This window comes from Flavobacterium fluviatile (genome assembly GCF_010645065.1).
In the GTDB taxonomy this organism is placed as follows: domain Bacteria; phylum Bacteroidota; class Bacteroidia; order Flavobacteriales; family Flavobacteriaceae; genus Flavobacterium; species Flavobacterium fluviatile.
Window position 1 is genome coordinate 140534 of record NZ_JAADZW010000011.1, and the last position, 12875, is coordinate 153408.

The following is a 12875-nucleotide window of genomic DNA, read 5'->3' on the forward strand; positions in this document are numbered from 1 at the left end:
AATGGGAAAAGTAACAGGTTTTAAAGAATTCGAAAGACAAGACGAATCATATATAGAAGTTAAAGAACGTGTAACGAATTATAATGAATTTACGATTCCTTTGAGTGAAGCTGAAATAACTACTCAGGGTTCTCGTTGCATGGATTGTGGTATTCCTTTTTGTCACAGTGGTTGTCCTCTGGGGAATTTAATTCCAGATTTCAATCACATGGTTTACCAGGAAGAATGGCAAAAAGCCTCATGGATTTTGCATTCAACCAATAATTTTCCTGAATTTACAGGACGTTTATGTCCGGCACCATGCGAAAAAGCATGTGTATTAGGACTTATTGAAGAGCCAATCGCTATTGAAAATATAGAGAAAAATATTGTGGAGCGTGCTTTCAGAGAAGGATGGATTAAACCGCAGCCACCAAAAGTAAGAACTGGTAAAACAGTTGCGGTGGTAGGTTCAGGTCCTGCAGGTTTAGCAGCAGCTCAGCAGTTAAACAGAGCAGGTCACACGGTTACTGTTTTTGAGAGAGACAATGCAATTGGAGGTTTATTACGTTATGGAATTCCAAATTTCAAATTGGAAAAAGGAATTATCGACAGACGTATCGCTATTTTAGAGGCAGAAGGAATTACCTTTAAAGTAAATACAAATGTTGGCGTAAACTATTCAGTTGAAGATTTAAAAGCATTCGATTCAATTGTACTTTGTGGAGGTGCTACAGAAAGAAGAGGTTTGCCTACTCCGGGAGCAGATGCTGACGGTGTAGTTCAGGCAATGGATTTCTTAACACAACAAACTAAAGTTGTTTTTGGAGAAAAAATCGAAAATCAGGTATTGGCTACAGGAAAAGATGTAATTGTAATTGGTGGTGGTGATACAGGTTCTGACTGTGTTGGAACATCAAATCGTCATGGTGCAAAATCGGTAACTAATTTTGAGATCATGCCAAAACCGCCAGTTGGAAGAAGCGCATCAACTCCTTGGCCGTACTGGCCATTGCAGTTAAAAACTTCTACTTCACACAAAGAAGGTTGTGAAAGAGACTGGTTAATCAATACGAAAGAATTTATCAAAGATGAAAATGGTAAATTAATAGCTTTGAAGACTGTAAAGGTAGAGTGGAAAATGGTTCCGGGACAGCGTCCTGAATTACTAGAAATAGAAGGTTCTGAAAAAATCTGGCCTTGTGACTTAGCGTTACTGGCACTTGGATTTACAGGACCGGAAAAAACTTTAAGCAGCCAATTAGGATTGGAAATTGATTTTAGAAGCAACTATAAAGCGAATAATTATCAGACAAACGTTCCTAATATTTTTACAGCAGGTGATATGAGAAGAGGACAGTCATTGATTGTCTGGGCTATTTCTGAAGGTAGAGAAGCTGCTCGTCAGGTTGATATCTACTTAATGGGTAAATCTGATTTGCCTACTAAAGAAGGTGGAGACTTACCTGGAGTATAATAATTATACAATAAATTTCTTAAACGGCTGTCAATATTGATGGCCGTTTTGCTTTTTTTTGTGTTTTTAATGTGAAAAAAGAAAAATGTTTTAAATTTAAATAAATTACTGATAAAGTTTAAAAAACAAACAATTTGTTATAATTTGTTATTTTTCTATAAATTATTTGTCGATAGATAAAAGAATAATAAATTTGCTCAAAATAAGTTTAAAAATGCAAGCAAAAGATTTACTGCAGTTAGCAGAACAATTTGGAAGTCCATTGTATGTTTACGATGCCGAAAAAATCCAGTCTCAGTACAACAGATTAACTAAAGCTTTCTCTAAGGTAGAAAACTTAAGAGTTAATTATGCCATGAAGGCATTGTCTAACGTTGCGATTCTTCAGTTATTAAAGAACATGGGATCTGGTTTAGACACTGTATCTATTCAGGAGGTTCAGTTAGGACTTCACGCTGGCTATGATCCTGACAAAATTTTCTTTACACCTAACGGAGTTTCTTTGGAAGAAATCGAGGAAGTTGCTGCTATGGGTGTGCAAATCAATATTGACAACTTGTCAATTCTGGAGCAATTCGGAACAAAACATCCGCATATTCCGGTATGTATTCGTATAAATCCGCACGTAATGGCGGGTGGAAATGCTAATATTTCTGTTGGTCATATTGATAGTAAATTCGGCATTTCTGTTCATCAAATTCCGCATATTTTACGAATTGTAGAGAACACAAAAATGAGTATTGTCGGAATTCACATGCACACTGGATCTGATATTTTAGATATCGAAGTATTCTTGTATGCAGCTGAAATTCTTTTTGACACAGCTAAACATTTCAAAGACTTGCAATTCTTAGATTTTGGAAGCGGATTCAAAGTTCCTTACAAAAAAGACGATATCGAAACAGATATTGAAGAATTAGGTAAAAAATTATCTAAAAGATTTAATGCTTTCTGCACAGAGTACGGTAGAGATTTAACGTTGATTTTCGAACCAGGAAAATTTTTGGTGAGTGAGGCTGGTCATTTCTTAGTAAAAGTAAATGTTGTAAAACAAACGACTTCTACAGTTTTTGCCGGAGTTGATAGTGGTTTCAATCACTTAATCCGTCCGATGTTATATGGATCTTCACACCATATTGAAAACATTTCGAACCCTAAAGGAAAAGAGCGTTTTTATTCTGTTGTGGGTTACATTTGTGAAACGGATACTTTTGCAAATAATCGAAGAATTCCGGAAATCACTGAAGGTGATATTTTAGCTTTCCGTAACGCCGGAGCATATTGTTTCTCAATGTCTTCGAACTATAACTCAAGGTATAAACCGGCTGAAGTTTTATGGATGAACGGTCAGGGAATACTGATCCGCCAGCATGAAACATTTGAAGATTTGCTTAAAAATCAAATTCCGTTGCCTGTAGAAGCAACAACAGTTTAAAATAAAAAAAAAGAATATCAATTCTAAAGTCCCGTTCCCGAAAGGTGAATGGGATTTTTTTTATTGTAAGCTAATTTTCATTTTACTTGACAGAAATTTTAGTTGTAATTGATAGCTAGGATTGAATTTTTGTAAAATTTAAAGGTTTAAATATAAAAAAGGTAGGATAAAATTTCATTATATTTATAATGCTCCGAAGAAGCTACTTTATGTAATATTTAAAAAAATTAAAAAACTAAAATTATATACGCTGAAATAAAACCTAAAAAAGTTTTACCTATGAAATACTGCATTATAATTCTTTTTACCTTATTTTCAATTTCCGGCTTTTCTCAGGATGACAGCCTAAATGTAAAACATGACAGTGTAAAAATTAAAAAAGAAAAAAGGTTCAAAGTAGCGGGTTCTGTTATTGCGGACAGTTTTCTAAGTGTTCCCGGCGATTTTTCAGCAATGGGACATACCATCTCAAGCGACTGGAAACGAACAGCACTTTATACTGCAGGAATTGTTGGTTTAATAGCTGTTGACAAGCATACAACAGGTTTTTGGCACGAAAGTGTAGAACCTAATATTGATTATCACTTACCTCATATTGAAAGTAACATACCACACGTAATTGGTGCAGACTCCTATATTGTATATCCAATTATTGGCTTGTATGCAGGTTCATTAATCATTAATAATAAAAAAGGACAAGTTGTTGCTGTTAATGCTGTCAAATCCTTAGCGTATTCTTATGTGATAACTCAAATAGTTCTCAAAAGCCTGGCAGCAAGAAACAGGCCTCAAAGAAAAGTAAATGACGATAGACCTGTAGTAGAGCCGTGGACAAAAGATCCATGGGATTTTGGAAACTATCAAGGTATTCACTTAAAACATGGAGGACCGGCAACTTCGTTTCCTTCATTTCATGCAACTTCTTATTTTGCTGTGGCAAAAGTATTCCAGATGGAGTATGACAACTATTGGATTCCTTATACTTTTGTTACTGCAGTATTTCTTTCAGACATAAAAAGTCATGAGCACTGGGTTTCAGACTTATTAGTAGGCGGATTAGTTGGTACAATAATTGGTCGTTCAATAGTGATTAGCAGCCGCAAACAAAGAGAAAAAAGAGAATTGAATGCTGTATCTAATCATAAAAAAATAATTATGCATAAACAATTAATTCCTCAAATTTCAAATTCTATGGTAGGATTTCATTTTATTGGAACTTTTTAATTGTTCGTAATTCATCAGATTTAAGAAATATTATTGATTTTAATTTAGATTGTGATGCCAATTTTAATTTGGATTTTGATGCCAAATTAAAATCAATAATTTTCGGTTAAGTAATGATTTACTTCAATAATGTTATGCGAACTTTGGTATGGAAAACACAAAACTCCAAACTACAAATAGTAAACTAAATAAAAAAATGAGTAAGCTAATAGCAATAACATTCATTTTTTTATTCGTTTCGTAGTCTGTTTCAACATGATTCTGGATTGTATCAAACTCATGTTCGCGTCCGATTTTAGGGTACTTGTTAGTCATGGTAAAATGTATTTAATTGAAATATAGTTATTTACGTTGAAAAATGTCAGCCAGTTTTAATATCTTGTAATAAATTATTTTTAATCTGGGTAAAATACTATTTTAGCCTGATATAATTTCGAATTTTATAAAAAAATATTCAATTTTTTTTCACTGTCGAATTTCAGCTTTAAGACCTTCAAACTACCCAAACTATGAAAATTAAAATTTGCCTGCTTTTATTATTCTCATTATTCAATTCAAATTCATTCAGTCAGACTATAGCTGATTTAAAACTAAGGCCAAAAGAAATTCCAAAAGGTTATACACTGAGCGACGGTAACAATTGCGTTTCTATTCAGGCATGTACCTTTTACAATGATATTGAAACATACAGCAACATTGTTGGAACTGTGAAAAGTAAATCAATGCAAAGTTTTAAAAGCAGACCCGATACAGGCTCTATTATGTATTTTGAGTTTGAACATGCTTTTAAAGGAGAACGTTTTTTGCAGGGATTGTTATGGGGTAAAGGGGGACAGCCTACAGATGAACATCCTGAAGAATATGTTGTAAAAGGAAAGTTTCTGGTCATTTGGAGTTTTCATCCGGACAGTCCTGTAAGGGAAAGATCAGAAACCAAAATAGAAGCGGTTTTTCCATAATGCTGCATTAATATTTTTCTACTCAATTTAATAGAATATCAATAGTAAGGATGCTTCTGCGTATGTAAAGTTACGAACTCTATTAAAATATGGTTTGGAAATTGTTCTTTAGGAAAGTTCCTGAATTTATTCTCTTAAGAGAAAAGAGATTTTTCCAGCTTAATCTGAAAATGATAGAGAGGGAAATTAATCTTTTATTAGTACTACTTAAATGCCAGACAGGATTATAAATGGATAAGTTCCCAATTCTCATATTGAATTGGAAAAAAGGTATAGTTGTTGAAAGCTAAAAAAAGATATATTTACATCTTCAAAATGATTTCTATGCAAAAAATTACTTTATTGGCTACTATATTATTTATAGCATTTTCGTGTGGCGTGAAAACAACGCAATCGCTCATAGGTGACGGTAATTATGACGCTGCTATAAACCGCGCTGTCGAAGTATTAAAAACAAACAAAGATTCTAAAGGAAAACAAGACTATGTGTATTTGTTAGAAGAAGCTTTCGCAAAAGCAAAAGACTGGGATTTAAGAAATCTGGAAATGATGGAAAAAGAAAAAAATCCTGCTAATCTGGAGCTTATTTACAACACTTATGTTCAGTTAAACAATCGTCAGGAAAAAATCAGGCCTATATTGCCTCTACAGTTATTAAAACAGGGAAAAAATGCTCAGTTCATTTTCGATAACTATTCTGATCAGATTTTAAACAGTAAAATGCCTTATCAAAGTTTTTGTATGAAAACGCACGAGTCCTTTTAAAGTCGAGTAATAAACTTGATTTTAGAAAAGCATATGATGATTTAGGTTATATAGAAAGCATTAATCCGAATTATAAAAATGCCCAAAAATTAATGGATGATGCTCAATTTAAAGGGACTGATTTCGTTAATGTTTATGCTGTAAATGAAACAGATATGATTATTCCGAAGCAGTTGCAGAATGATTTGCTGGATTTTAGTACTTACGGACTCAATGATAAATGGACAGTTTATCATAATGTGAGGCAGAAAAACATTAATTACGATTATAGCATGATTTTAAATTTCAGGGAAATTCACATTTCGCCTGAACAGATAAAAGAAAAAGAATTCGTTAAAGAAAAAGAAATCAAAGATGGTTTTAAGATGCTTTTAGACAGCAGAGGGAAGCCTGTTAAAGACAGTTTAGGACGCCCTGTAAAAGTTGAAAATTTTAAAAAGATTACAATCAAAATTTTCGAGTTCAGACAGTTTAAAGCATGGTAACTGCTAAGGTGGATTATGTAGATTTAAAAAGCAATATGTTGCTTCAGTCATTTCCTGTTGCAAGCGAATATATTTTCGAAAACGTTTATTCGACTTACAAAGGAGATAAAAATGCTTGTGATGAAAAATATTTAGGTTATTTTAATAAACGTGCAGTGCCTTTTCCCAACAACGAACAGATGGTTTTTGATACAGGAGAGGACTTAAAATCTAAATTCAAAAACATTATCACACGAAACAAATTCAGATAAGAATCATGAAAAATTTGAAATCCTATTTATATTCTGGTAAATAGGATTTTTTTTGGTTTAAAAAAAGAAGGAAAATATAATTAGAAACCAAATAGTTGCGTATATTTGCAACTGATTGATTGCGTATTAAAATAATATTATAATGAAACGAGATATTTTTCAGGCTATTGGTGATCCAACCCGGAGAGCAATTTTAGTGTTGATTTCTTCAAATGCATTGACACCGAATGCAATAGCCGAAAAGTTTAATGTAACTCGCCAGGCAGTTTCCAAACACATCAAAATACTTAATGAATGCGAATTGCTGGAAGAAAGAAAAGCAGGAAGAGAAATATATTATAAGCTAAAAATAGATAAGATGAAGGAAATAGACCAATGGCTGGAGCAATTTAAACAAATCTGGGAAAATCGTTTTAATCAGTTGGATCAGGTATTAATTAATTTAAAAGCGAAAGAAAATGAAAACTAATCTTTTAATGAATTTTACAGTAGACAAAGAAAACAGCACAGTAAATGTAAAACGCGAATTCAGGGCTTCAATTGCAAATGTCTGGGCTGCATGGACGGAAGCTGATATATTAGATAAATGGTGGGCGCCGGCGCCATGGAAGTCCAAAACAAAAAGTATGGAATTTAAAGAAGGAGGCCGAAGATTATATGCAATGGTTGGTCCTGAAGGCGAAGAACATTGGGCAATAGCTGATTATACTTCCATTAGCCCAAAAACAAATTTTAAATATCGTGATGCTTTTAGCGACAGCGAAGGAAATTTAAATAAGGATTTTCCGCGTTCTGACTGGAATGTAACTTTTACTGACAAAGGCAGTTCTACCTTTGTTGATGTTACAATCAAACATGATAAACTTTCTGATTTGGAAATGATTATTGAAATGGGATTCAAAGAAGGTTTTACGATAGCTATGGAAGGCCTGGATGCAATTTTTGAATCAGAATAAATGTAATAGTTGTATTTTATTTCATTGACATGAAAAGCGAAAAAAATCTCTGCGGCTAGTTTATCTACAGAGATTTTTTTTGACCAAATTATCTTAAATATGGTTAAAACATAAAAGAGAAAAATGACAATCATAAAATTTATATGAACACAAATTTAAATTTTTTGAGACAACCTGAATGAATTCTAAAATCTATCTTTGGATACAATGAAAAAAAGATTTTCTTAACTCATTCTTAAAAACGTTTGCGCAACAATCATAATAACAAAACGTTGATAAGGTATATTTGATACAGGATATGATTACAAAAAAAATCTGCACATTTGTTGTTTTTCTCATCACTTTAATTTCATTTTCTCAGGAAAAATTTACGTTAAGCGGAACCATAACTGACTTTGGAAATAATGAATCTCTAATAGGTGTACATATTTATGTTCCTTCTCTGAATATTGAAACTTACACAAACAAGTATGGCTTTTATTCGCTTACACTTCCTGCAGGTGAACATCTGTTAAAAATAAACCATTCAGGCTACCAGGAAGTTGAAAAAGCAATTGTTTTAAATGACAATGCAAAAGAAAATTTATCTTTAATTGAAAATAGTCAGGAACTTCAGGAGGTTGTAATTAAGGCGGGGAATAATAAGACTAATATTAAATCGCCTGAAATGAGTGTTAACAGGCTGTCTATTTCTTCCATAAAGAAAATGCCGGTTGTTTTGGGCGAAGTTGATGTTTTAAAATCTATTTTGCTTTTGCCTGGTGTAACAAATTCCGGAGAGGGAGCGTCAGGATTTAATGTAAGGGGAGGAGGTGCAGATCAGAATTTGATTTTATTGGATGAGGCCACTATATTTAATTCCTCACATGTTTTTGGATTTTTTTCTGTTTTTAATGCTGACGCGATTAAGAATTTGAAATTATATAAGGGAGGAATTCCGGCGCGTTACGGAGGAAGGGTTTCTTCTGTTCTGGATGTTTATCAAAAAGACGGAAATAGTAAAGAGTTTCATGTAAACGGAGGATTGGGGCTAATTTCAAGCCGAATTCTCGCGGAAGGTCCAATAGTAAAAAATAAAGGTTCATTTTTAATAGGAGGCAGGGCGTCTTACGCGCATTTATTTCTGAAATTATCAGAGGAGCAAAAAGAAAATGCTGCTTATTTTTATGATTTAAATACCAAAATAAGTTATAAACTAAACGAAAACAACAGTTTGTTTTTGTCAGGATATTTTGGAAGGGATGTTTTTAAACTCAATAAGATTTTCAGGAACACTTATGGTAATTCGACTTTAGATTTGCGCTGGAGTCATTTATATTCGGATAAATTATTTGCAAATATGTCTTTAATTTACAGTGATTATTATTATGGACTTACTTTAAATTTTGTAGGTTTCAAGTGGGATTCCGGTATTAAAAATTATACTGCTAAATATGATTTTGAAAACTATATTTCAGATAAATTCAAATTAACTTATGGTTTAAACGGAATATATTATGAGTTTAATCCCGGAATAATAAAACCTTTAAGTGATGAATTTACAATTAATCCTGAGCAATTAGATAAGAAATATGCACTTGCAATGTCACCTTACATTGGCTCAGAAAGTCAGATTTCAAAAAAAATAACAGTTTATTGTGGCTTAAGATACAGTATGTTTCATCGCTTAGGTGCTTCGACGATTAATCTCTATGAAAACAATAATGCAGTTGTTTTTAATCCGGAAATGCAGATTTATGAAAAAGCAACACCAATAGCTACCAAATATTACAGTAAAAATAAGGTCATTAAAAGTTATAATAATTTGGAGCCCAGGTTTTCAATTTCTTATCAGCTGAATGATGATCAGGCCATAAAAGGCAGTTATCACAGAATGGCACAATATCTTCAGCTAATTTCTAATACTTCATCTCCTACACCTCTTGATGTGTGGATGCCAAGTGACAATTATATCAAGCCTCAAATTGCAGACCAGGTTGCGCTGGGTTATTTTAGAAATTTTAATGGTGGAACTTATTCACTCGAAACTGAGATTTATTATAAAGAAGTTAAAAACCGTCTGGATTATATTGACGGTGCCGATTTGATTGCTAATGATGCAATCGAACAGGTAATTTTAAATGGACGAATGCGTGCTTATGGACTGGAAATCATGCTGAAAAAGAACGAAGGTAAATTTAATGGCTGGATTTCTTATACACTTTCAAAATCAGAGCAACAAACTCCCGGAAGAACACCTGAAGAAACAGGAATTAATAACGGACAATGGTATAATTCGGCATATGATAAACTACATAATCTGGCTATTACTTCAGCTTATAATTTAAATGAAAGATGGTCATTTGGAGCTAATTTTGTTTTGCAGTCCGGTCAGCCTGTTTCCTATCCTAACAGTCAGTATGAATATCTGGGAATTACTGTTCCCGGTTACGGATTACGAAATGGAAACCGCCTGCCGGCATATCATCATTTGGATGTTTCTGCGACATTATCTCTTGAAAAAAACAAAAACAGAAAGTGGAAAGGCGAATGGGTTTTTAGTATATACAATTTATATAATAGACAAAATGCTGCCTCTCTCAATTTCCGTCAAAATGCTGATACTGGTCATAACGAAGCAGTGAGGACATCGATTTTTGGTATTGTGCCGGCAGTTAGTTATAGTTTTAAGTTCTAAAGTCTATTCCTTGTTAAAAAAAAGACATAAAGCATGAAAAAAGTAATCTTCTTAGTAGTTTTTTTTATATCTCTATTCTTTACTGGATGTGAAGAAGTCGTTGATGTCGATCTGGAAACTGCCGCTCCAAAACTAGTGATAGAAGCGGCCATTAATTGGAGAAAAGGTACTTCCGGAGCGCAGCAGACAATAAAACTGACAACTACAACAGGTTATTTCGAAGATGGAATTCCAATAGTTAGCGGAGCTGTTGTTTATATTAAAAACAGTACTAATCAGCAGTTTGATTTTGCAGAAGTGCCAAATTCGGGCCGGTATGTGTGTAATAACTTTAAACCGGTAATTGATGAAAATTATACCTTAACTGTAATTAGTAACGGAAATACATATACAGCAAGTGAAACTTTGAAATCTGTAGCCCCTATAACACATATTGAACAAAACGATTCTGGTACAATTGCGGGGATTGTTGTGAGGGCTTTTTATAATGATCCTGCAGAGATTGATAATTATTATTTGTACAGATATGTATATTCAAATAAAATTACCTCCACTTATTATGCTGACAAAGATGAGTTTTATCAGGGCAACGAATTTTTCAGCGTTTCTGATGATGAAGATTTAAAGGCAGGAGACGAAGTCGAAATAACACATTATGGCATTTCAAAGCAATATTATAATTATATGAACATATTAGTAAGCATTTCAGGAAGTAATATAGGTGGGCCTTTTCAGACTCCGCCGGCAACAGTAAGAGGAAATATTATCAATGTAACTGATAAAAGTAATTATCCTTTAGGTTATTTTTCGCTAAGCGAAATTGTTTCAAGAAAATATACGGTTAAATAATTTAGTTGAAAGTGGAAGCCAGAATTGAAGTCATAGCTGAAAAAAAACTTATCGGAAAACATATTACAATGTCGTTTGTAGAAAATAAAACATTTCAGTTATGGAGTAGTTTTATGCCTGATCGAAAAGAAGTTAAAAATTCAATTGATTCTAATTTGTATTCACTGGAAATTTTTCCTGTAGGCTATTTTAATCATTTTGATTCAAAAAATACTTTTGAGAAATGGGCCGCTATTGAAGTTTCGGATTTTAATGAAATCCCAACAAATATGGAAACTTTAGTAATCCCAACCGGAATATACGCCGTTTTTATTCATAAAGGACCTGCAGCAGAATCTGATAAAACCTATCGTTTTATTTTTACTGAGTGGCTTCCTAATTCTGAATATCATGTTGATTACCGGCCTCATTTTGCTGTAATGACTGAAAGGTATAAAAAAGACGATCCGGATTCTGAAGAAGAAATTTGGATTCCTGTAAAAAATAAAATTCAATGATCATGCTAATCGAAACCCTAAAATCACTTTTTAATCGTGATCTGAACAAATTAAAAGAAGAAATTGAAGCCTATCAAACTGAAAGCCAGCTTTGGGTAATCGATAAAAATATTTCTAATTCTGCCGGAAACCTTTGCCTTCATTTAATTGGAAATCTCAACACTTACATTGGAGCCGAACTCGGAAAAACAGGTTATATTCGGGATCGTCCATTGGAATTTTCGGCAAAGGATGTTCTCAGAGACCATTTAATCAGTAAAATCGATGAAACTATTGCAGTTGTAAATAAGACTCTTGATTCCTTAACGGAGACTGACTTAGAAACTGTTTATCCACAAAATGTTCTCGAAAAAGAAATGACCACCAGTTTTTTTCTCGTTCATCTTTCTACACATTTAGCTTATCATTTAGGGCAAATCAATTATCATCGCCGATTAGTGGTTTAAGATTCATTCAAAAAACTAATCCTTTCGTACATTTGCATTCACATTCAAAAATAATAATTCAGCATGTCATCACACCATATAGTTCGCGACGATCAGGAACCTGCATTAATTATTGCCAACGGAGCCGCCTGTAGTTCTGAATTATTAGGGCAACTCCTGGAATGGTCACCGCTTGTTGTTGTACTCGATTCGGCTATTGAACGTGTTGTTGATCTTGGAATTAAGGTTGATGTACTCTTGGGGGACTTCGACAGAGGATTTGATCCTGAAATTTATAAAACCTCGCAATATCCAATTGAAATTATTCATACTCCGGATCAGGATAAAACTGATTTAGAAAAAGCCTTTGATTACCTTATTGATAGAAAAATTCCTGCCGTAAACGTGGTTTGGGCCACAGGTAAACGTGCCGATCATACCATTACCAATCTTACCAATATTGTTCGTTACCGCGATTTGCTTAAAATTGTTATTCTAGACGACCATTCCAAAATATTTTTGCTGCCACATAAATTCGAAAAATGGTACACTGAACAGACACCGATTTCCCTTATTCCAATTGGAATTGTAAATGGTATTTTTTCGAACAATCTAAAATATGAATTACAGGATGATACCCTCACAATGGGGTACAGAACCGGAAGCAGCAATTCAGTTAAAAAAGACGGTATTGTAACCATTACACATCGTGAAGGCGATTTGCTTCTAATGGAATGTTTTGATTAGGAGCTAATACCTGCTGTCCGCTGTATCTTTTTCTGTCTGGCAGAAGCCAGAAAAAGGATGCCGCTTCCATCAGGGCTCATATCTTTGACATAGATTAAAAATATGAAAATGTATCTTTGAAATACTAACAATTAATAAACAAAACGAAT

Annotated in this window: 12 protein-coding genes and 1 pseudogene; 12 read left to right on the top strand and 1 reads right to left on the bottom strand. The window is 33.4% G+C overall.

Annotation, left to right across the window (positions count from 1 at the left end; translation table 11 throughout):
• Position 1 precedes the first annotated feature (1 nt).
• The 3 genes from GXM17_RS12875 (at position 2) to GXM17_RS12885 (ending at position 4115) form a co-directional block, all read left to right on the top strand.
• The gene (locus GXM17_RS12875) at positions 2-1456 is read left to right on the top strand and encodes a glutamate synthase subunit beta (RefSeq protein ID WP_163399728.1); all 1455 of its coding nucleotides are present in this window, start codon (positions 2-4) and stop codon (positions 1454-1456) included.
• A gap of 214 nt (positions 1457-1670) precedes the next feature.
• Positions 1671-2891 (top strand): diaminopimelate decarboxylase, encoded by a 1221-nt coding sequence (gene lysA, locus GXM17_RS12880; RefSeq protein ID WP_163399729.1) that lies wholly within the window; start codon positions 1671-1673, stop codon positions 2889-2891.
• Between the two features lie 279 nt (positions 2892-3170).
• A complete protein-coding gene (locus GXM17_RS12885) occupies positions 3171-4115 on the top strand; it encodes a phosphatase PAP2 family protein (protein ID WP_163399730.1) in 945 nt (314 codons plus the stop codon).
• 132 nt (positions 4116-4247) lie between these two features.
• Here GXM17_RS12885 and GXM17_RS12890 read toward each other — a convergent pair whose 3' ends face one another.
• The gene (locus GXM17_RS12890) at positions 4248-4430 is read right to left on the bottom strand and encodes a hypothetical protein (protein WP_163399731.1); all 183 of its coding nucleotides are present in this window, start codon (positions 4428-4430) and stop codon (positions 4248-4250) included.
• A 194-nt stretch (positions 4431-4624) separates the two neighbouring features.
• Between GXM17_RS12890 and GXM17_RS12895 the strand changes: the two genes are divergently transcribed.
• From GXM17_RS12895 to GXM17_RS12935, 9 genes and pseudogenes are all read left to right on the top strand, one after another.
• Positions 4625-5074 carry a hypothetical protein gene (locus GXM17_RS12895; protein WP_163399732.1) on the top strand — a complete coding sequence of 150 codons (450 nt, stop codon included), beginning with the start codon at positions 4625-4627 and terminating at the stop codon, positions 5072-5074.
• A 324-nt stretch (positions 5075-5398) separates the two neighbouring features.
• Positions 5399-6575, top strand: a pseudogene (locus tag GXM17_RS12900) (hypothetical protein).
• A 142-nt stretch (positions 6576-6717) separates the two neighbouring features.
• Positions 6718-7044, top strand: a complete 327-nt coding sequence (locus GXM17_RS12905) for an ArsR/SmtB family transcription factor (protein WP_163399733.1) — start codon at positions 6718-6720, stop codon at positions 7042-7044.
• Entirely contained in the window at positions 7034-7531 is a 498-nt protein-coding gene (locus tag GXM17_RS12910) for an SRPBCC family protein (RefSeq protein WP_163399734.1), read from the top strand. Before GXM17_RS12905 ends, GXM17_RS12910 begins: the two co-directional genes overlap by 11 nt.
• Positions 7532-7829: 298 nt before the next feature.
• Positions 7830-10208 carry a TonB-dependent receptor gene (locus tag GXM17_RS12915; protein WP_163399735.1) on the top strand — a complete coding sequence of 793 codons (2379 nt, stop codon included), beginning with the start codon at positions 7830-7832 and terminating at the stop codon, positions 10206-10208.
• Positions 10209-10241: 33 nt separating this feature from the next.
• Positions 10242-11057: a DUF4249 domain-containing protein gene (locus GXM17_RS12920; RefSeq protein ID WP_163399736.1), complete on the top strand. Its 816-nt coding sequence runs from the start codon at positions 10242-10244 to the stop codon at positions 11055-11057.
• Positions 11058-11068: 11 nt separating this feature from the next.
• Complete coding sequence (locus tag GXM17_RS12925) at positions 11069-11554, top strand: GyrI-like domain-containing protein (RefSeq protein WP_163399737.1); 486 nt, start codon at positions 11069-11071, stop codon at positions 11552-11554.
• Between the two features lie 2 nt (positions 11555-11556).
• Positions 11557-12000: a DinB family protein gene (locus tag GXM17_RS12930; RefSeq protein WP_163399738.1), complete on the top strand. Its 444-nt coding sequence runs from the start codon at positions 11557-11559 to the stop codon at positions 11998-12000.
• A 63-nt stretch (positions 12001-12063) separates the two neighbouring features.
• Positions 12064-12726 (top strand): thiamine diphosphokinase, encoded by a 663-nt coding sequence (locus GXM17_RS12935; RefSeq protein WP_163399739.1) that lies wholly within the window; start codon positions 12064-12066, stop codon positions 12724-12726.
• The last annotated feature ends 149 nt before the right edge of the window (positions 12727-12875 follow it).

Excerpts from the sequence above, each read along its gene's own strand:
- GXM17_RS12915 (WP_163399735.1), top strand. The coding sequence starts at position 7,830 with ATGATTACAAAAAAAATCTGCACATTTGTTGTTTTTCTCATCACTTTA.
- GXM17_RS12930 (WP_163399738.1), top strand. The coding sequence starts at position 11,557 with ATGCTAATCGAAACCCTAAAATCACTTTTTAATCGTGATCTGAACAAA.
- GXM17_RS12885 (WP_163399730.1), top strand. The coding sequence starts at position 3,171 with ATGAAATACTGCATTATAATTCTTTTTACCTTATTTTCAATTTCCGGC.
- GXM17_RS12890 (WP_163399731.1), bottom strand. The coding sequence starts at position 4,430 with ATGACTAACAAGTACCCTAAAATCGGACGCGAACATGAGTTTGATACA.
- GXM17_RS12935 (WP_163399739.1), top strand. The coding sequence starts at position 12,064 with ATGTCATCACACCATATAGTTCGCGACGATCAGGAACCTGCATTAATT.
- GXM17_RS12910 (WP_163399734.1), top strand. The coding sequence starts at position 7,034 with ATGAAAACTAATCTTTTAATGAATTTTACAGTAGACAAAGAAAACAGC.
- GXM17_RS12875 (WP_163399728.1), top strand. The coding sequence starts at position 2 with ATGGGAAAAGTAACAGGTTTTAAAGAATTCGAAAGACAAGACGAATCA.
- GXM17_RS12905 (WP_163399733.1), top strand. The coding sequence starts at position 6,718 with ATGAAACGAGATATTTTTCAGGCTATTGGTGATCCAACCCGGAGAGCA.
- GXM17_RS12920 (WP_163399736.1), top strand. The coding sequence starts at position 10,242 with ATGAAAAAAGTAATCTTCTTAGTAGTTTTTTTTATATCTCTATTCTTT.
- lysA (WP_163399729.1), top strand. The coding sequence starts at position 1,671 with ATGCAAGCAAAAGATTTACTGCAGTTAGCAGAACAATTTGGAAGTCCA.
- GXM17_RS12895 (WP_163399732.1), top strand. The coding sequence starts at position 4,625 with ATGAAAATTAAAATTTGCCTGCTTTTATTATTCTCATTATTCAATTCA.